This is a genomic window from Terrihabitans rhizophilus (assembly GCF_033898525.1).
In the GTDB taxonomy this organism is placed as follows: domain Bacteria; phylum Pseudomonadota; class Alphaproteobacteria; order Rhizobiales; family Methylopilaceae; genus Flaviflagellibacter; species Flaviflagellibacter rhizophilus.
Map to the genome: position 1 here is coordinate 86,722 of NZ_JAXAFJ010000010.1, position 18,850 is coordinate 105,571.

The following is an 18,850-nucleotide window of genomic DNA, read 5'->3' on the forward strand; positions in this document are numbered from 1 at the left end:
CCATTGTTCCCGCTGAAGGCCGGGCCATCTGATTTCTCGTTGAGGAGAGACGATGATGGTGGCTGCAGCGACAGGTGCGATCCCGGGTTCGAAACTGAGCGGAAAGGCGGAGCGCCTTGCCCGCATCAACCGGCTCTCGCGCATCATGGACAGTGCCTTCGCCATTCCCGGGACGCGCATCCGGCTGGGCGCGGACACCCTGATCGGGCTGGCCCCCGGCGTCGGCGATCTCGTGACGCAGGCCGTGTCGGCCTACATCATCTACGAGGCGCACCGTCTGGGAATACCGAAGCACAAGCTGCTCAGGATGGGCGGTAATCTTCTGGTCGACACCGTCATCGGCGCCGTGCCGCTGCTGGGCGATATCGGCGACATGTTCTTCCGGGCGAACAACCGCAACATGCGCATCATCCGCGAACATCTGGAGACGCTGCCGGACTAATCCTCGGCGGCGTGCTTCGGGAGCTTCTCGCAGATGCCGTAGAGGCGCTCGCGCCGGTCCATCTCAGCCCAGACGTCCTCCGGCTTCACGTCCAGCGCCGTCCATAGCACCGTGAGGTTGTAGATCAGGTCGACGCTCTCCAGTATGACGGCATCGCGGTCCCGCACCACCGCGTCCAGCGCGACCTCTACGGCCTCCTCCGCCAGCTTCTTGGCCATCTTCGGCACGCCGTCATTGATGAGCTTCGCCGTCCGCGAACGGGGCTCCTTCGTCGGGCAGGCAAGAATGGCTTCGTAGAGCCGGGAGATAGGATCGGTCATGGCGGCATAAACCTAAAGAACGGCCTACTGCCTAGGCCATACATACGTGATTAGAAAGAGCACCAGCGTACAGAGCTCAACAAAAACGCAGGCAGAACAAACAGCTTCATCAAGTCAGTCGCGCCTCATGCGGGAGTTTGATAAAGAACGCAGGTGCTCGCCCATTCGCGCGCTGCACCGTAACCAGCAAAGGACCCGATGCCCGTCTTTGAAATCGTGATCATCCTCGCGTTGATCATCCTGAATGGCTTTTTCGCCATGTCGGAATTGGCCGTGGTTTCATCCCGGCAAGCACGTCTTCAAGGGCTGGCAAGAGACGGGGATGTAAGGGCCGCACGGGCGCTCAAGCTCGCGGAAGATCCCAGCCGGTTCCTCTCGGCGGTCCAGATCGGCATCACGCTCATCGGCATCCTGACCGGCGCGTTCGGCGGCGCCACCATCGCGGAACGCCTCTCGGGCTGGCTGTCGCAATTTCCGGCCATTGCCGCCTACAGCAATCCCATTTCGGTGGCGGTCGTCGTCATCATCATCACCTATCTGTCGTTGATCCTCGGCGAACTCGTGCCCAAGCGCATCGCGCTGGCCGCGCCCGAGAAGATCGCCATGATGGTGTCGGGCCCGCTCCTCATCGTCGCCAAGGTGGCAAAGCCCTTCGTCTCGCTGCTCAGCGTCTCCGGCAGTGGCGTGCTGGCGCTGCTCGGCATCAAGGAAACCGACAAGGAGCAGGTGACCGAAGAAGAGGTCCGCACGGTTATCGCCGAAGGAACTGCCTCCGGCGTCATCGATCCGGTGGAGCGCGCCATGCTGGAAGGCGTGCTGCGCCTGGCAGACCGCCCGATCCGCGCCATCATGGTTCCGCGTCCCGACATCGTCTGGATCGACATGGATGATCCGGAAGAGCAGATCCGCCATGAACTCGTCACCGGAACCGCGTCTCGTGTGGTGGTGGCCAAGGGCGGGAACATCGACGAACCGCTCGGCGTGGTCCGCAAGAAGGACCTGCTGGCGCAGATGCTGCGCGGAGAGCCGCTCGACATCCCGTCCTGCATGGTCCAGCCGCTCTACGTGCCGGAGGGCATCTCGGTCCTGACGCTGCTCAACATGTTCAAGACCCAGCCGGCCCATCTCGCCATCGTGGTCGACGAGTTCGGCTCCGTGGAGGGCCTTGTCACGCCCACCGACGTTCTGGAAGCGATCGCAGGCGACTTCATCCATGGCAGCATGGGCGAGGTGCCCGAGATCCTGCCGCGCGGTGACGGCTCTTACCTCGTCGATGGTGCTGCTTCGCTCGACTCCATCAAGGAGACATTCGGCATCAAGATGCGGGAGGAGGATGACTTCCACACCGTCGCAGGCCTGGTGCTCGACGCCCTTGGGCGCATTCCGGAAACGGGCGAACGCCTTCAGATCGGCACCTGGTCGGTCGAAGTCGTTGATATGGACGGGCGGCGCATCGACAAGCTGCTGTTCTCGCCATTGACCCATGCGAACGAAGGCCTTCCGGCAATTCCGGAGGCCTGACGGACTTGCCTAGGAACTGGGCAGCGCCTGCGCTCCGATTGTGCTTGTGCCGCCTCGCCTACCTTTTAATCTATGTAGATGCACGGTCCTGTTGCGGCCGTGCGCCCGCCGGTTGAACCCTCCTGCCCCGGACGCGTTATCTCCATCATGATCAGGCAGCCAGAATGAGCACAGGGATCGGCTTCGATGAAATGTCGGCCCATGGCGGCAACTGCCGAGATCCCTACAAGGTGCTGCAGGACTGGCTGAAAACAGCTCCGCCCGAACTTCTCGAGGGCCGTCGGCAAGAGGCGGAGCTGATGTTCCGCCGGGTGGGCATCACCTTCGCGGTCTATGGGGAGACGGAGGGCGAGGAGCGCCTGATCCCGTTCGACATCATTCCCCGCATCCTCACGAGCGAGGAATGGGGCCGCCTGGCGCGGGGACTGGAGCAGCGTGTGCGCGCGCTGAACCTGTTCCTGAAGGATGTCTACGGCGCACGGGAGATCCTGAAGGCAGGCATCGTCCCGGAGGATCTGGTTTTCCAGAACCCGTATTACCGCCCCCAGATGAACGGCATCACGACTTCGGGTGACGTGTTCGTGCAGGTGGCAGGGGTGGACGTGGTGCGCACCGACGACCACGACTTCTACGTTCTCGAGGACAATCTGCGCACGCCGTCGGGCGTGTCCTACATGCTCGAAGGCCGCGAGGTGATGATGCGGCTGTTCCCGGACCTCATGCAGCAGCAGCGTGTGCTGCCCATCGAAAATTACCCGAACGAGTTGCTGGCCACCCTGAAGTCCATGGCCCCTCCCGGCGCGCCGGCGGACCCGAGCGTGGTGCTGCTGACGCCCGGCTCCCTGAACAGCGCCTATTACGAGCACTCCTTCCTCGCCGACCGGCTGGGCATCACGCTTGTCGAGGGCCGCGATCTCCTGGTGCGGGAGGACGTCGTCTATATGCGCACCACGCAGGGGCCGCAGCGCGTCGACGTTATCTACAGCCGCATCGACGACGATTTCCTGGACCCGCTGACGTTCCGTCCCGATTCCGGCCTCGGCGCTCCGGGGCTGATCGACGCCTACCGCGCTGGGAAGGTCACGATCTGCAACGCGCCCGGCACAGGCGTCGCCGACGACAAGGCCATCTACTCCTACGTGCCAGACATCATCCGGTTCTTCCTGAAGGAGGAGCCACTGCTGAAGAACGTGCCGACCTGGCGCTGCCGGGAGCCGGAGAGCCTGGCCTATGTTCTGGAGCGACTGGACGAATTGGTCGTCAAGGAAGTCCACGGCTCCGGCGGCTATGGCATGCTCGTCGGCCCGCATGCGACGGCGGAGCAGCGCGAGGACTTCCGCCAGCGCATCCTCGCCAATCCGGCAAACTACATCGCGCAGCCCACGCTCTCGCTGTCCACCTGTCCCGTCTTCGCGGATGGCGGCCTTGCGCCCCGGCACGTCGATCTCCGCCCGTTCGTTCTGACGGGCCGCAACGGTGTCACCATCGTGCCCGGCGGGCTGACCCGCGTGGCGCTGAAGCAGGGCTCGCTGGTGGTGAACTCCAGCCAGGGCGGCGGGACCAAGGACACATGGGTGCTGAGCGAATGATACCCCTGCCTCCGGACCTGCCATGCTGAGCCGCGACGCCGACAGCCTCTACTGGCTCGCCCGCTATGTGGAGCGCGCGGAGAACACCGCCCGCGTGCTCGATGTCGCGAGCCGTCTTGCATCCATGCCGGTGTCCTACGCCGCCGGCCACGGCAATGAATGGGAGTCCGCGCTTCTCACCGCGAGCGCGTCCGAACTGTTCCGCGAAGCCTATGGCGAAGTGACGCCCGAGCGGGTGATCGAATTCCTGGCCGTGTCCGACGCCAATCCATCCAGCATCCGCCGCTGCCTCGAAACGGCGCGGCAGAACGCCCGTGCGGTCCGGGGTTCGCTGACCTCCGAGATGTGGGACGCCATCAACGGCTCATGGCTCGATATGCGCAAGTTCAAGGCGCGCGACTTCCGCCTCGAGGCCCTGCCGACCTTCCTGAACTGGGTGAAGGAGGCCTCGCTGCGCTTCGACGGCTCCGCCATGCGCACCATGCTGCGCGACGATGCGCACTGGTTCAGCCGTCTCGGCGTCTATATCGAGCGCGCGGACAACACGGCGCGCGTGCTGGACGTGAAGTACCATGTGCTGCTGCCGCGCGAGGCCCATGTCGGCGGAGCCATCGATTATTACCAATGGGCGGCCATCCTGCGCTCGGTGTCCGCGCTCGTCAGCTATCAATGGGTCTATCACCAGAACCTGAAGCCCTGGCTGGTGGCGGATTTCCTGATCCTGCGCGGGGAAATGCCGCGATCGCTGGCCGCCTGCTATGCCGCGCTGTCCAACCACCTGGACGACCTCTCCCGCGCCTATGGCACGGCGGGGCCCTCGCAGAAGCTGGCGCGGCAGGTGCATGCGCGCCTGGAGCAGGGAAAGATCGAGGACATCTTCCAGGGCGGGTTGCACGAATTCCTGCAGGACTTCCTGGCCGACAACAACCGTCTCGGCGCAGCCATCGCCGAGCAATACCTGCACTGACATGCGCATCCGCATCACGCACGACACCGTGTACCGCTACAGCACGCCCGTGCGCGCGCTCATCCAGGTGCTGCGGATGTCGCCGCTCCACCACGAAGGGCAGTTCGTCGCGCGCTGGGACGTGAGGGCCGAAGGCGACCTGCGGCTGAAGCGGCGCGAGGACTGGTACGGCAACACCGTGCATGCCCTGAGCATGGCCGGGCCGGTGAATGAAATCTGCCTGCGCGCGACCGGCGAGGTGGAGACCGAGGACACCAGCGGCGTGATGCGCCGGACCGTGGAGCGCTTCCCGCCGGCCCTGTTCCTGCGAGGCACGCGGCTGACGGAATCCGACGCCGAACTGGCGGCGTTCGCGGCGGACACCGTCAGCGGGATAAGCGATCCCCTTGAACGTATGCATGCGCTGATGGGTGCGCTGCACTCCCGGATGGCGTTCGACACCGGCGCCACCGATGTGGTGACCACGGCGGGTGAAGCCTTCAAGTCCGGCCATGGCGTCTGCCAGGACTTCACCCACATCTTCCTCGCCGCCGCGCGAGGGCTCGGCATCCCGGCCCGCTACGTCTCCGGATATCTCTACAAGCCCGACGAGGAAGAACAGGAAGCCACCCATGCGTGGACGGAGGCCCATATTCTCGGCCTCGGCTGGACGGCCTTCGATCCCACCAACGGCATCTGCACGACCGATGGTTATGTGAGGGTGGCCGTCGGGCTCGATTATCTCGACTGCGCGCCGGTGCGTGGATCCTTCAAGGGCGCGACGGTCGAGAACATGAGCGTGCACCTCAAGATCACGAGCGCGGCCCGGTCCCGGACCTGATAGAAGCGCCGAAAAGATCGGGTGGGGGACGCGTCATGACCTATTGCGTGGGCATTCTCGTGCACAACGGGCTGGTGATGATCGCCGACACCCGCACCAATGCGGGCATCGACAACATCGCCACCTTCCGCAAGCTGCACGTGTTCGAGATGCCGGGCGAGCGCGCGATAGGGCTGGCCACCAGCGGCAATCTCTCGGTGAGCCAGTCGGTGCTCTCCGTCCTCGAAGAGGGCATCGCCAATCCCGAAACCGGGCAGGTCGAGACGCTCTACAACGTCCAGAACATGTTCCAGGCCGCCCACCTTGTGGGGCGCGCCATCCGCCGGGTGTTCGAGGTGGATGGCGCATCCCTGGAGCAGCACGGCCTGCGCTTCGACATCAAGGTGCTGCTGGGCGGGCAGATCGGGCACACGCCCATGCGGCTGTTCCACGTCTATTCCGAAGGCAATGCCATAGAGGCCACGGTGGACACGCCGTTCCTGCAGATCGGCGAGCCGAAATACGGCAAGCCGATCCTCGACCGCGCGATGTCCCACGAGGTGGATATCCGCGACGCGCTGAAGATCGGCCTGATCTCCATGGACTCCACGCTGCAATCCAATCTCAGCGTGGGCCTGCCCGTCGATGTCTTCGTCGCGCAGCGGGATGAGCTCAAGGCTGCCGTGCGCTGCCGCATTACGGAACAGGACGCCTACTTCCGCGACCTTCGCGAGCGGTGGTCGTCCGCACTGCGGGCCGCGCACCAGTCGATCCCGCATCCGCCCTACATCGAGAACATCTGATCAGCGCTCCGCACGGCGGGGATGATTCATGACATAGCCGGCGACATCGTCCGCCACGGTGCCGAGGAACGAGAGCGGCCGCAGGAAGGCCAGGATGATGCCGAAGTGCCCGCCCGGGTAGAAGGCTTCCCGCACGTCAATGCCGTTCTCGCGCAGGCGTGCGGCAAGGCGGCGGGTGTTGCCGTCGCTCACGGTCTTGTCGGAGGTGCCGGTGCCAAGAAATGCGGGCGGCGCCCCGGACGTGACGAAGTTGATGGGGTGCGTCTCCGCACGGTTCGGTCCTCCGAACACGTCGATGAGGTCCTTACGGGTCAACGGACCGAAATCGTAGGGGCCGGACAGTCCAATCATGCCCGCGAGATCACGCTTCGGATCGAGCCCGATCGATCCCAGCCATTGCGGATCGAAGGCCAGCATGGCGGCGGTGTGGGCGCCGGCCGAATGGCCCATCAAGAACAGGCGCCGGGGATCGCCGCCGAAACGGGCCGCATTGGCCTTGGCCCACGCCGTCGCCGCCGCGCCGTCTTCCAGAAAGACGGGGAAGCGTACCTCTGGAGAGAGCCGGTAATCCGCGACCATGGTGACAATGCCGCGCCGCGCCAAAGCCTTGCCGACGAACTCATAGAGCCCCCGGCTGCCCATCTGCCACGAGCCGCCATAGAAGAAGAGCACGACCGGTGCCGCCGATGCGCCCTCCGGCTGGTAGACGTCAAGCATGCCGCGCGGTCCGGGCCTGAAGGCCTGATCTGCCGTGACGATCACCTTCCCCGCCGGCAGTACCAGGGACAGGGCGCGGTCCACGACCAGCCAGAAGATGCCGAACGCGACGACCGCCAGCACGAGCGTCCGCGACAAGAGCCGTTTCACATCCAAGACGCACCATCCCCGCATGATGGCGCGAACGCCGACGCCGGATCGATGTAGGCGCATTTCCGCACATGGCAAACGCTAGACGATTGACCGATGCCCGGCAGCCTTGCCGAACGGGCGTGGAAGCCACACCTGCCCTGCAGATCATCCTCCAGGAGCCCTCCCGAATGTCCGAAGACAAGCTTTTCCAGCCCACCAGCATCGGCGACATCCAGGTCGCCAACCGCATCGTCATGGCACCCCTGACGCGCAACCGTGCCAAGGCAGGCCAGGTGCCCAGCGACCTCGCCCCCACCTATTACGCGCAGCGCGCCAGCGCCGGCCTGATCGTCACCGAAGCCACCCAGGTGCGCCCCGATGCGCAAGGCTATCTCGACACGCCCGGCCTGCACACGCCCGAGCAGATCGAAGGCTGGAAAAAGGTGACGAACGCTGTCCACGAGGCCGGCGGCAAGATCGTCGTCCAGCTCTGGCATGTCGGGCGCATTTCCCACACCTCGCTTCTCGGCGGAAAGGCGCCGGTCGCGCCATCCGCCATCCGGGCGAAGACCAAGACTTACATCGCCGGCGGCTTCGGCGAGGTCTCCGAGCCCCGCGCGCTGGAACTCGATGAGATCCCTGCCATCGTGGAGGATTTCGGCAAAGCTGCGGCCAACGCGATCAAGGCCGGCTTCGACGGCGTCGAAATCCATGGCGCCAACGGCTACCTTATCGACCAATTCCTGCGGGACGGCGCCAACAAGCGCACCGATCGCTATGGCGGCTCCATCGAGAACCGCGTGCGCTTCCTGACCGAGGTGGTGGATGCCGTGGTGGCCGCCGCAGGCGCCGGACGAACGGGCATCCGCCTCTCGCCGGTGACCCCCGCCAACGACCTGACCGATTCCGATCCGCAGCCGCTGTTCAACCTCGCGGTCGCCGAGATCGCCAAGCGGAACCTGGCGTTCCTGCACATGATCGAGGGCGCCACGCAGGGCCCGCGAGACATCGCACCGGACTTCGACTTCGCAGGCCTCCGGAAGATGTTCCCGGGCAGCTACATCGCGAACAACGGCTACGATCTCGAACTGGCCCGCCAGCGGGTGAACAGCGGCGACGTGGACCTCGTGGCCTTTGGCCGCGCCTTCATCTCGAACCCGGATCTTGTGGAACGGCTGAAGAAGGGCGCCGCTCTCGCCGAGGGCGACCGCGCGACCTTCTATGGCGGTGGAGCCGAGGGCTACACCGATTATCCCACGCTGGACGCCGCCTGATGGCTGCGCGGCGCGAGGTCGAAGCGGCGCTTCGGTATCTCGCGCCGCGCATTCCGGACTTCGAGTTCGGGGCCGTCGCCGATCATGCGATGATCAGCCCCGGCCTCAGCATGGCCACGCCGGAACAGGCCGCTTGGTTGTCCATGACGGCCTATATCCGCCATGCGCTCACCGAATACGATGATCTGCTCGACGACGGCTATGATCGGGAAAGTGCCCGCCACTTCGTGCTTGATGCGATCAACGAGCATCTCCAAGCCTGGGGCGTGAAGCGGCGCCTCAGCGAAGACGGGGACGCTCCCAAGGACTGATTGCCGTTCATCGGCAAAGGCGCGATGCTCACACCCAGCATCCGCAGGAATTGAAAGAGGAAGCCGGCCCATGACCGCACCCGCTGCCAGCAGCAACGCCCTGGACATGTCCAATTACTGGATGCCGTTCACGGCAAACCGGCAGTTCAAGGCCAAGCCGCGGATCATCACCGGCGCGAAGGGCATGCACTTCACCACCGACGATGGCCGCACGTTGCTGGATTCCTCCGCCGGCCTGTGGTGTGTCAATGCAGGCCATGCCCGCCCGGAGATCGCGGACGCGGTGCACCGCCAGTTGATGACGCTGGACTACTCGCCCGCCTTCCAGATGGGGCAGCCCGGCGCTTTCGAATTCGCCGCGCGGCTGGCCAAGCTGACGCCCGAGGGTATGGACCGGGTGTTCTTCACCAATTCCGGATCGGAGTCGGTCGATACTGCGCTGAAGGTTGCGCTGGCCTATCACAAGGCGCGCGGCGAGGGCGGGCGTACGCGCTTCATCGGCCGCGAGAAGGGCTATAACGGCGTAGGCTTTGGCGGCATTTCGGTCGGCGGTCTCGTCAACAATCGTCGTCAGTTCAATGGCCAGATGCTGCCTTCGGTCGATCACCTGCCGCACACCGTGGATATCGCGAAGAACGCCTTCAGCCGCGGCCTGCCGGAGCACGGCGCCGAAAAGGCCGATGTGCTGGAAGGCCTAATCGCGCTGCATGGCGCGGACACCATTGCAGCGGTGATCGTCGAGCCCGTGTCCGGCTCGGCCGGCGTACTGCCGCCGCCCAAGGGCTACCTGGAGCGGCTACGCGCCATTACCGAGAAGCACGGCATCCTGCTGATCTTCGATGAGGTCATCACCGGCTTCGGGCGGCTCGGCACACCGTTCGCAGGTCAGTTCTTCGGCATTACGCCGGACCTGATGACGGCTGCCAAGGGCATCACCAATGGCGTGATTCCGATGGGCGCCGTCTTCGTGAAGCGCGAGGTGCACGATGCGCTGATGACAGGGCCGGACAACGCCATGGAGCTGTTCCACGGCTACACCTATTCCGGCCATCCCGTCGCCTGCGCGGCGGGCCTCGCAACGCTCGACATCTATGAGCGGGAGGGCCTGCTGACGCGCGGCGCTTCCATCGCCCAGCACTTCGAGGACGCGGTGCACAGCCTCAAGGGCCGCCCGAACGTGATCGACATCCGCAATGTGGGCCTGATGGGTGCGGTGGAACTGGCTCCTCGTGCCGGCGCCATCGGTGCACGCGGCATGGCCGTCCTGCAGGACTGCTTCGATTCGGGCCTGCTGATCCGCAATGCGGGCGACACGCTGGTGATGTCGCCGCCGCTCATTGCGACGACCGACGAGATCGACCAGATGGTCGACATGCTGGGCACGGTGCTCGACCGTACCGCCTGACGCGGCGGTTTGACGGGCGGGCCGAAGAGACGGCCCGCCCGCCGGCCTAATCCCATTCGGGCGCCAGATTGGCGGGATTGAGGATGCGTCCATCCCGGCTTCCGAGGGCGAACAGCCGCGCCATGTCGTCGGCGTCGAGCACGAAGTCCCAGATGCCGAAATTCTCGATGGCGCGATCCCGGCTCAGCGTCTTCGAGAGCACCAGGACATCCTCTTGCTGCACCATCCAGCGAAGCACCACCTGGGCCGGCGACTTGCCGTGCTTCCGGCCGATCTCGCCGATGACGGGATCCTTGAACACGCGGCCCTCGGCCATCGCAAAATAGGCTGTGACCGACATGCCGTTCTGCCGGGCAAGGTCCAGCACAGGCGATTGGTCGAGGAACGGCTGGTACTCGACCTGATTGGTCGCGAGCGGGGCATCGCTCAGCCGGATCGCCTCCTTCATCAGTGCCGTCGAATAGTTGCTGACGCCGATATTGCGCGCCTTTCCTGACGCGCGGGCGGCATTCAGCTCGCCGATCTGCTCTTCCAGCGGCACGGCCGGGTTCGGCCAGTGCAGGAGCAGAAGGTCCACGTAGTCGGTCCGCAGCTTGTCGAGGCTCTCGTCCACGGAGCGGCCGAAGTCGCCGGACCGGAACTTGTCGACCCAGACCTTGGTGGTCAGGAAGATGTCCTGGCGCGGCACGCCGGAGGTCGCGATGGCCTCGCCCACGGCGGCTTCATTGCCGTAGATCTGGGCAGTGTCGACGTGGCGGAAGCCGATCTCGATGGCGGCAGGAACCATGCGCAGCACATCCTCGCTGCTGACGCGGAAGGTGCCGAAGCCAATTGCGGGAATGTTGGCGCCGTTGGCGGCTAACGTGTGCATGAGGGGCATCTCCAGATGTGCTCCTTACCTGTTGTCGCTGGAGCCAAAATCCAGAGACTGTCCGGCTTCAACCGTCGCCGCGCATGAAGCGGCGGGACTGGTGCCGCCATTGCCGCACGTTTTGCGCAGCGGTCCACAGGCGCGGGCTCTGCTTGATGGCTCGCTTCGCGCGTCGGCCGATCGCCAGTCCGGGTGCCGCCAGATAGCCGCGGGCCGTCAGCGGGATGACGCTGTCGAAGACCGGCTCCTGGTCTGTCCAGATGCGTTTGTATTCGAAATCGCCGATGCCCATGTCGATGGAGCGGACGCCCGTCTCCAGCAGATCATCCATGAGCAGGGCCATGAGAATGCTGATGAGCGACACGCGAGCCGCCGGGCCGGTCGTGGTCGAGTTCATGTACATCGAATAGTGCGTGCCGGAATAGGCTCCGCAGCATGTGGCCACGATCTCGTTGCCGGCATAGAGCGCGTGGAAGGCGAGCGCCGGGTGCGCTTCTTCGAAACCATGGGCGGCGAGGTTCTGGAAGAACCGGACGAACCAGTCTTCGGCGAAGACGTTCTCGACGCCCATCTCGCCAAGTCGGCGGCCGCGCTGATCCAGAAATGCCGCGTGCACGCACCGCAGTGCGTCGGGATCCGTCGCACGGCGAAGGGCGACCGCTCCATGCCCCTCTTCGAGCCGCCGCATGCCGCGCTCGACATTCTTGCGTTCCTTGCGGCTCAATCCGTGTTCCCGGAACGGTCCGTCGCCCCGCTCGATCTTTCCGCAATAAAGGCCGCTGGCGGCCATGCCGTGGTGAAACTGCAGCATGGGGTTTGGAATCCCGGCCCAGGACCGCGGCTGATTGTGCAGGGAGAGGAGATCGAAGCCCGTGGTCCGGGATGCGTGGCGCAAGGCGTGCAGCAGATCATGCCGCGTCAGGTTGGTGGCCTCAGCGGCTATGATAGGCCAGTCGCTGTTGGAGATGCAGGACCCGATGAGGCGCGCCCGTGTCACCCCGAACCGCGGCGGTTCGAGTACGAGAGGAAGCAAGGCAAGCGGTCCCCCGTCGTCCGAGAGCGCGAGGATTGCAAACCTCCCGCCGCACTCGCCGCCTGCCGCAGCGAACCCGGCCATCCAGTCATAGCGCTGATAGGGGGTTAGGACAGCCGTGCCTTCGAGCGCGCGCCAGAACGGCTCCGCCTCTTCCAGGGTTCGGAAGACGTCGACCCGCAGCTTTGCAGTCGCGGCAAGGACGGGCGGCGTCATGTTGTTGGCTTCCGCCTCATCCTGTCCTGCATGTGCCGAACCTAGCGGATGAGCCCTAATCAAGGTTGAACAATCGAGCGATGCATCCTCAAGATGAGCTTTGCGTTAACAGGCTTGTCATCGCGGCGCGTCCTCTCGTCACCTTGGAATGGCAGCCATGCAAACTTACATGGGATGGCAATCAAAGGGAGTCGTCCGCGTGAACCGTAAACTCGTCCGCCTGCTAAGCCTCGTCGCAACGTCAGCCATGCTGTCGCTGGCGGCCGTGGACTATGCCGACGCGCGTGCTGGCGGAGGCCGCAGCTTCGGCAGCCGCGGTTCACGCACCTTCCAGGCTCCCCCTGCCACTCCGACGGCGCCGCGCGCAGCAGCCCCGATGGAACGCTCGGCCACGCAGCCCGGCGCAGCCACTTCGGTTCCGCGCACAGGCGCTGCCGCCGGCGCACAGGCCACGCGTGGCCGCTTCGGCGGTGGATTCGCCGGTGGTCTCCTTGGCGGTCTCGTGGGTGCCGGCTTGTTCGGCATGCTGATGGGCCACGGGTTCATGGGCGGCTTCAGCGGCTTCGCGTCGATTTTCGGGCTTCTTCTCCAGATCGGCATCATCTTCCTGGTCGTGCGGCTCGTCATGGGCTGGTTCCGCAATCGTTCGGCGAAGCCGGCCATGGCCGCGGCCGGCGGCCCCGCAGCCGGTGCGCAGGGCGGCCCGCAGCCCGGCCCGTTCGGCATGAACCGTATGAGCTCCGGCACCGGTTTCGGCTCGGCAACTGCCGCACCAGCCACGGAGGATTTCCAGGTCACGGCCGCAGATCAGGAGGCGTTCGGCGAAGCTTTGGTCGAGATCCAGACGGCCTATGGCCGCGAGGATATCAGCGCCCTCCGCACCCGCCTGACGCCTGAAATGGTCACGAACTTCTCGGACGACCTGGCCGACAATGCCAGCCAGGGCGTCATCAACGAGATCTCGGATGTTACCCTGCTTCAGGGCGACGTGGCCGAGGCATGGCGCGAGAACGGCGCGGAATATGCCAGTGCCGCCATGCGCTTCTCGATGCGCGATGTGTTCCGCGACCGCCAGACGGGCGCCCTCAAGGAGGGCGAACAGGAAGCGCCGGTCGAGGCGACGGAAGTCTGGACGTTCCGCCGCGCGCCCGGCGGCCGCTGGCTGCTCGCGGCGATCCAGCAGGCCTGAGGCTTCGAGGCGCCGGTCTTACCCGGCGCCTTTTTTCCGTCCGGTCACACTCCGGGTGTGGAACGTTCCAGCTGGCCCCACACATAGCCGTAGCCCGGCAGCGTGATCTGGACCTGTCCGTCCTGGAACGTGAACTCTTCTCCGGACACAAGATCCTTCAACACTCCTTCGCCGGACAGGCCTGAGCTGACATCCACGGCTGCCGGCTTCCTGGAGAAGTTGTGCAGCACGATCAGCCCGCCGCCATCGCTCTGGCAACGATGACCGAGAACGGCCTCGTGGCCTGTATGGATGGCCTGCATGGCGGCGCGGGCGATCGCATCGCTTGAGCGCCTGAGACGGGCAAAGCGGCGGATCTTGTTGAGCAGCGAATCCGGGTCGGCCTCCTGCTCCTCGACATTGACCTTGCGGTGCGAGAACGCGCCTTCGGTGACGACCGGCTGGATAAGCTGCTTCGCGGGAGCGTCAGAGAAGCCCGCATTCTTTCCGGCGGTCCACTGCATGGGCACCCGAACCGATGTACGGCCGCTCTGCGAGAGGTCCTCGCCCATGCCGATCTCGTCCCCGTAGACGATGGTGGGTGACCCTGGCAGGGAGAACAGCAGCGAATATAGCATCTCCAGCCGCTTCGGATCGCCGTTCAGCATGGGGGCCAGGCGACGCCTGATGCCGCGATTGTACAGGCGCATCCCCTCTTCCGGCGCAAACACGTCGCAGGTCTCCAGCCGCTCATGGTCGGGCAGGCGCGACAGGTCCAGCTCGTCCAGCGTGCGCAGGAAGTTCGCCCAGCCGCAGCCATCCGGTGGCACCGGCAAGAGCGTCATCGCCTCGGCCAGCGGAGCGGCCTTCTCGCGGGCAAGGGCAAGATAGAGATACGAGTTCAGCAGGAAGTTGAAGAGCAGGCCGAGCTGGTCGCCCTTGCCGAAATACTTCTTGATCTCGGCCGGCTTCACATTGGCCTCGCCGACCAGAAGCCCGTCCTTCATGTGGGCGCACACCGCGTCGTGCATGTCCTTGAGGGGGCCGTGCGGGTCCTCCGGCTCGGAGTTTGCCAATCCGTTCGCGCCGACGATGATGGGCGCGGCATCCACCCGGAAGCCGGCGAGGCCGAACGACATCCAGAAGTCGATGACCTTGCGTATCTCGCGCCGCACCTCCGGGTTCGCGACGTTCAGGTCCGGCTGGTAGTGGTAGAAGCGATGGAAGTAGTAGGCGTGCGCGATCTCGTCATAGGTCCACACGCCGTCTTCCTCGCCGGGGAAAATGGGCGCGTCCTCCTCCTCGAGGCGCGGCGGCATGTCCGTCCAAATGTAATAGTCGTGGAAGCCGCTCTTCGGCTCGCGGCGCGCGGCCTCGAACCAGGGATGCTCGTTCGAGGTGTGGTTGACCACCAGGTCGGCGATGACGCGGATGCCCTGTTCGCCGGCCTTCTGCACGAAGCGGATGAAGTCCTGCAGCGTGCCGACCTTCGGATCGACGCGGTAGAAGTCGCTGATGTCGTAGCCGTTGTCGCGCCCGGGGGAGTCGAAGAACGGCATCAGCCAGACGATGGTGACGCCCAGGCGGCTCAGATAGGGCAGCTTGCCGGTAAGACCCTCGAAGTCGCCGATGCCGTCGCCGTTCGAGTCGGCAAAGCGCTTCACGTCCACGCTGTAGATGACAGCGTCCTGATACCACATCGTCTGCTCCCGGCTTGTGCCCCCAGGGCGGAACGCAGCCGGCACGGGCACGTTCCCCCAAACAGCAAGGGAGAGCGTGCATGGCCGAGTGGTGGAAGACCGGGATCATCTATCAGATCTATCCGCGCTCCTTTCAGGACAGCGACGGCGACGGGATAGGTGACCTGAACGGCATCCGCCGCAGGCTTCCCTACCTTGCCGAGCTTGGCGTGCAGGCAGTCTGGATCTCCCCGATCTTCGTCTCGCCCATGGCCGATTTCGGCTACGACATCGCGGATTACACGGGCATCGAGCCGATGTTCGGCACGATGGCGGACTTCGAAGCGCTCGTGGCGGAGGCGCATGGGCTCGGCCTCAAGATCATCCTCGACCTCGTGCCGAACCACACCTCGGACCAGCACGACTGGTTCCGGGAAAGCCGCAGTTCGCGGGAGAACCCGAAGCGTGACTGGTACATCTGGCGGGACGGGCGCGACGGCGGACCGCCTAACAACTGGATCAGCAATTTCGGCGGCAGCGCCTGGGCCTGGGACGAGGCCACCGGGCAATATTACTATCACGCCTTCCTTGCCGGGCAGCCGGACCTGAACTGGCGCAATCCTGAGGTGCGCGCCGCCATGCACGACGTGCTGCGCTTCTGGCTGGATCGCGGCGTGGACGGCTTCCGCGTGGACGTGATCTGGCACCTGATGAAGGACCCGGATCTTCGCGACAACCCGGAGAACCCCGCCTACATGCCGAACCAGCCGGACATCTCGCGGCTGCTGCAGGAGCACTCGGCGGATCACCCCGACGTGCATGACGTCATCGTCGAACTGCGCCGCGTCGTGGACGAATACGACGAGCGCGTCCTTATCGGGGAAATCTACCTGCCGCTCGACCGGCTGATGGCCTATTACGGCCGCGATCTCGACGAGACGCACCTGCCCTTCAACTTTCAGCTTCTCCAGACCGCGTGGAACGCCCGCGACGTGGCTCGCGTGGTGGAGGAGTACGAGGCGGCGCTTCCGCCAGGCGGGTGGCCGAACTGGGTGCTCGGCAATCACGATCAGCCCCGCATCGCCGCCCGCGTGGGCGAGGAGCAGGCGCGCGTGGCGGCCATGCTGCTGCTGACCCTGCGCGGCACCCCCACGATGTATTACGGCGACGAAATCGGCATCGGTCGGGTAGCCATCCCACCGGATCGGGTTCAGGACCCCTGGGAGAAAAACGAGGCCGGGCTCGGCTTCGGCCGTGATCCCCAGCGCACGCCGATGCAGTGGGACCGGAGCGCACATGCCGGCTTCTCGACCGCGGAGCCGTGGTTGCCGCTGGCCGAGGATTGGCCGATGCGCAACGTCGCCGCGCTGTCCGGCAATCAGCAAGGCATTCTGAGCCTGTACCGGACGCTTGTGCGGCTGCGACAGGAACATCCGGCTCTGGTGCTCGGCTCCTATGAGGCAGTCACGGTCACCGATCAGGTTCTCGTCTTCGCGAGAACGGCCGGCGACGAACGCCTCGTCGTGGCGCTGAATTTCAGCGGCCAGCGCCAGACCGTCACGCTGCCGCAAGCGGGGCTGACGCCGCTCTGCTCGACGGCATCGATGCCGCTCCAGCCATTCGGCTCCGCAGAGCTGACGCTGGAGCCGAACGAGGGCTTGATCCTCGCCTAGCCCCGGGCTGATCGGTGCGCCTCCGCACCCAGACACCAATTCGCCAGCCGATAGCCAGACCCCGCCGAACCGCGTTATGTGAAGGAAATGACGACACCTACCGACGATCAGCTCACGAAGCTTGGCGCCACGCTCGAGATCTTCTCGCGGCGCTACAAGCTCGCCGAGGCACTGGGCGCGGAGAAGCCGATCAACGAACTCGACAAGCAGGTGCTGTTCTTCGTGGCGAGGCATCCCGGATGCGGGCCCAGTGATATCGCCCGCTTCCTCGCCGTGCCGGCGACCACCACCACATCGGCCACCGACCGGCTGGTGAAACGCGGGCTTCTCGAACGCCAGCGACCGGAGCAGGACCGGCGTGCCATTGCCCTGCATCTGACGGATGCCGGCACGGCGCGGGTGGCGGCCTTCCTGTCCGTCTACCGCGACCTGCACCTCCGGATGCTGGCGCCGTTGTCGACGTCGGAGCGTGAGGTCCTGATCGGACTGATGGAAAAGATCGTTTCCAACGAACATTGAATTATACGACGTTCGTTCTATCTTGTCCTGGGAGACGATGATGTCGACCGGGGAGAACGACGATGGCGATCACCGTGAACGGGCACGAAGTCGTGCCGCCGGACGATGCTCGCGTGTCCCTGCTGGACCTGCTGCGAGAAAGGCTGCATCTCACCGGCACCAAGATCGGCTGCAATCAGGGTGCGTGCGGCGCCTGCACAGTCCTGATCGATGGCGAGCGCGTTCTGTCCTGCCTGACACTCGCCGTGCAGGCGGATGGGCGCGAGGTCACCACGATCGAGGGCCTCGGTTCAGTGGGCGATCTCAATCCGCTGCAGCAGGCCTTCATCGACCACGACGGCTTCCAGTGCGGCTACTGCACACCCGGCCAGATTTGTGCCGCGACTGCTATGCTGCGCGAGGTGGCGGCAGGCGTGCCGAGCTACCTGACCCACGACCTGACGGCGCCACTCGAGCTAACCCGCGAGGAAATCCGGGAACGGATGAGCGGCAATCTGTGCCGCTGCGGCGCTCATAACGGCATCGTCGACGCGATCCTCGCCGTGGCAACGGAGAAGGCGGCATGAGGCCGGTCGATTACACCCGCGCCGCCTCTGTTCAGGACGCGCTCGCGCGCGACGCTGCGGCCGGTGAAATGCTGCTCGGCGGCGGCACGAACCTGATCGACCTGATGCGCAAGAACGTGGAGCAGCCGACGCGGCTGATCGACGTGACCGGCCTTTCGCGGTCGATCGAGGCCACGGACGGCGGCGGCCTCCTGATCGGCGCGGCGGCGCGCAACAGCGCGGTCGCGGCGCACCCGCTGGTCCGCGCGCACTACCCCATGCTCGCACGCGCCACTCTGGCGGGCGCATCGGCGCAGATCCGAAATATGGCGACGGTGGGCGGCAACCTCATGCAGCGGACGCGCTGCCTGTACTTCGCCGACGCCGCCGGGTCGCGCTGCAACAAGAGGGAGCCCGGCAGCGGCTGCGACGCCATCGGCGGGTTCAACCGCTACCATGCGATCCTCGGCGCCTCGCCGTCCTGCATCGCGACCCATCCCTCCGATATGGCGGTGGCGCTCGCCGCGCTGGACGCGCGCATCCAGATCGCCGGGCGGGACGGCGTGCGAACGGTCCCGCTGACCGATTTCCACCTGCTGCCCGGGGATCATCCCGCGCAGGAGACCGCGCTCGCGCCCGGCGAGGTCATCGTCGCAATCGAACTGCTGCTATCGGCCGCCGCAGCGCACTCCACCTATCGCAAGGTGCGCGACCGGGCGAGCTACGCCTTCGCGCTGGTGTCGGTCGCGGCCGGCATGAAGGTCGAGGACGGGCGTATACAGGATGTGCGGATCGCCCTGGGCGGCGTCGCCGCGAAGCCGTGGCGCGCCCTGCGGGCCGAAGCTGCGTTGCGCGGCGGGCCCGCC

Annotated in this window: 18 protein-coding genes and 1 pseudogene; 14 read left to right on the plus strand and 5 right to left on the minus strand. The window is 65.5% G+C overall.

The window, feature by feature from the left end; all coding sequences use genetic code 11:
• Positions 1–52 precede the first annotated feature (52 nt).
• Positions 53–442, plus strand: coding sequence for a DUF4112 domain-containing protein (locus tag SCD90_RS14510; protein WP_319845420.1), 390 nt, complete (start codon positions 53–55; stop codon positions 440–442).
• Between the two features lie 14 nt (positions 443–456).
• Here SCD90_RS14510 and hisE read toward each other — a convergent pair.
• A pseudogene (gene hisE / locus SCD90_RS14515) lies at positions 457–762 on the minus strand (phosphoribosyl-ATP diphosphatase); the annotation flags it as partial.
• Positions 763–960: 198 nt separating this feature from the next.
• On the opposite strand from hisE, the gene SCD90_RS14520 reads away from it, so the two are divergent.
• The 5 genes from SCD90_RS14520 to SCD90_RS14540 all read left to right on the plus strand — a co-directional run bounded on the left by SCD90_RS14520 (position 961) and on the right by SCD90_RS14540 (position 6,441).
• Positions 961–2,283: a hemolysin family protein gene (locus SCD90_RS14520; protein ID WP_319845421.1), complete on the plus strand. Its 1,323-nt coding sequence runs from the start codon at positions 961–963 to the stop codon at positions 2,281–2,283.
• 164 nt (positions 2,284–2,447) lie between these two features.
• The gene (locus tag SCD90_RS14525) at positions 2,448–3,872 is read left to right on the plus strand and encodes a circularly permuted type 2 ATP-grasp protein (protein ID WP_319845422.1); all 1,425 of its coding nucleotides are present in this window, start codon (positions 2,448–2,450) and stop codon (positions 3,870–3,872) included.
• 22 nt (positions 3,873–3,894) lie between these two features.
• Positions 3,895–4,839 carry an alpha-E domain-containing protein gene (locus tag SCD90_RS14530; RefSeq protein WP_319845423.1) on the plus strand — a complete coding sequence of 315 codons (945 nt, stop codon included), beginning with the start codon at positions 3,895–3,897 and terminating at the stop codon, positions 4,837–4,839.
• A gap of 1 nt (position 4,840) precedes the next feature.
• Positions 4,841–5,659: a transglutaminase family protein gene (locus tag SCD90_RS14535; RefSeq protein WP_319845424.1), complete on the plus strand. Its 819-nt coding sequence runs from the start codon at positions 4,841–4,843 to the stop codon at positions 5,657–5,659.
• 35 nt (positions 5,660–5,694) lie between these two features.
• Positions 5,695–6,441, plus strand: coding sequence for a proteasome-type protease (locus SCD90_RS14540; RefSeq protein WP_319845425.1), 747 nt, complete (start codon positions 5,695–5,697; stop codon positions 6,439–6,441).
• On the opposite strand, the gene SCD90_RS14545 is transcribed toward SCD90_RS14540, so the two are convergent.
• Positions 6,442–7,296 carry an alpha/beta hydrolase gene (locus tag SCD90_RS14545; RefSeq protein WP_319845426.1) on the minus strand — a complete coding sequence of 285 codons (855 nt, stop codon included), beginning with the start codon at positions 7,294–7,296 and terminating at the stop codon, positions 6,442–6,444. It abuts the gene before it with no gap.
• A gap of 182 nt (positions 7,297–7,478) precedes the next feature.
• On the opposite strand from SCD90_RS14545, the gene SCD90_RS14550 reads away from it, so the two are divergent.
• The 3 genes from SCD90_RS14550 (at position 7,479) to aptA (ending at position 10,280) form a co-directional block, all read left to right on the plus strand.
• Positions 7,479–8,564 (plus strand): alkene reductase, encoded by a 1,086-nt coding sequence (locus SCD90_RS14550; protein WP_319845427.1) that lies wholly within the window; start codon positions 7,479–7,481, stop codon positions 8,562–8,564.
• A complete protein-coding gene (locus tag SCD90_RS14555) occupies positions 8,564–8,875 on the plus strand; it encodes a DUF2293 domain-containing protein (protein WP_319845428.1) in 312 nt (103 codons plus the stop codon). The genes SCD90_RS14550 and SCD90_RS14555 overlap by 1 nt, the downstream gene beginning before the upstream one ends.
• 70 nt (positions 8,876–8,945) lie before the next feature.
• The gene (aptA, locus tag SCD90_RS14560) at positions 8,946–10,280 is read left to right on the plus strand and encodes an omega-aminotransferase AptA (protein WP_319845429.1); all 1,335 of its coding nucleotides are present in this window, start codon (positions 8,946–8,948) and stop codon (positions 10,278–10,280) included.
• 46 nt (positions 10,281–10,326) lie between these two features.
• Here the strand turns inward: aptA and SCD90_RS14565 are convergent, their stop codons facing one another.
• Both SCD90_RS14565 and SCD90_RS14570 read right to left on the minus strand, forming a co-directional pair.
• Positions 10,327–11,151, minus strand: a complete 825-nt coding sequence (locus SCD90_RS14565) for an aldo/keto reductase (RefSeq protein WP_319845430.1) — start codon at positions 11,149–11,151, stop codon at positions 10,327–10,329.
• Positions 11,152–11,218: 67 nt separating this feature from the next.
• The gene (locus SCD90_RS14570) at positions 11,219–12,400 is read right to left on the minus strand and encodes a GNAT family N-acetyltransferase (protein ID WP_319845431.1); all 1,182 of its coding nucleotides are present in this window, start codon (positions 12,398–12,400) and stop codon (positions 11,219–11,221) included.
• A gap of 199 nt (positions 12,401–12,599) precedes the next feature.
• Between SCD90_RS14570 and SCD90_RS14575 the strand changes: the two genes are divergently transcribed.
• On the plus strand, positions 12,600–13,589 hold the full coding sequence (locus SCD90_RS14575; RefSeq protein ID WP_319845432.1) for a TIM44-like domain-containing protein: 990 nt from the start codon (positions 12,600–12,602) through the stop codon (positions 13,587–13,589).
• A gap of 44 nt (positions 13,590–13,633) precedes the next feature.
• On the opposite strand, the gene SCD90_RS14580 is transcribed toward SCD90_RS14575, so the two are convergent.
• Complete coding sequence (locus SCD90_RS14580) at positions 13,634–15,268, minus strand: alpha-amylase family protein (protein WP_319845433.1); 1,635 nt, start codon at positions 15,266–15,268, stop codon at positions 13,634–13,636.
• 80 nt (positions 15,269–15,348) lie between these two features.
• On the opposite strand from SCD90_RS14580, the gene SCD90_RS14585 reads away from it, so the two are divergent.
• The 4 genes from SCD90_RS14585 to SCD90_RS14600 form a co-directional block, all read left to right on the plus strand.
• Positions 15,349–16,920, plus strand: coding sequence for an alpha-amylase family glycosyl hydrolase (locus SCD90_RS14585; protein ID WP_319845434.1), 1,572 nt, complete (start codon positions 15,349–15,351; stop codon positions 16,918–16,920).
• 87 nt (positions 16,921–17,007) lie between these two features.
• Positions 17,008–17,439 (plus strand): MarR family winged helix-turn-helix transcriptional regulator, encoded by a 432-nt coding sequence (locus SCD90_RS14590; RefSeq protein ID WP_319845435.1) that lies wholly within the window; start codon positions 17,008–17,010, stop codon positions 17,437–17,439.
• A gap of 62 nt (positions 17,440–17,501) precedes the next feature.
• Positions 17,502–18,005: a 2Fe-2S iron-sulfur cluster-binding protein gene (locus SCD90_RS14595; protein ID WP_319845436.1), complete on the plus strand. Its 504-nt coding sequence runs from the start codon at positions 17,502–17,504 to the stop codon at positions 18,003–18,005.
• A partial coding sequence (locus SCD90_RS14600; RefSeq protein ID WP_319845437.1) for an FAD binding domain-containing protein occupies positions 18,002–18,850 on the plus strand: 849 nt, incomplete at its 3' end. The genes SCD90_RS14595 and SCD90_RS14600, both read left to right, overlap by 4 nt.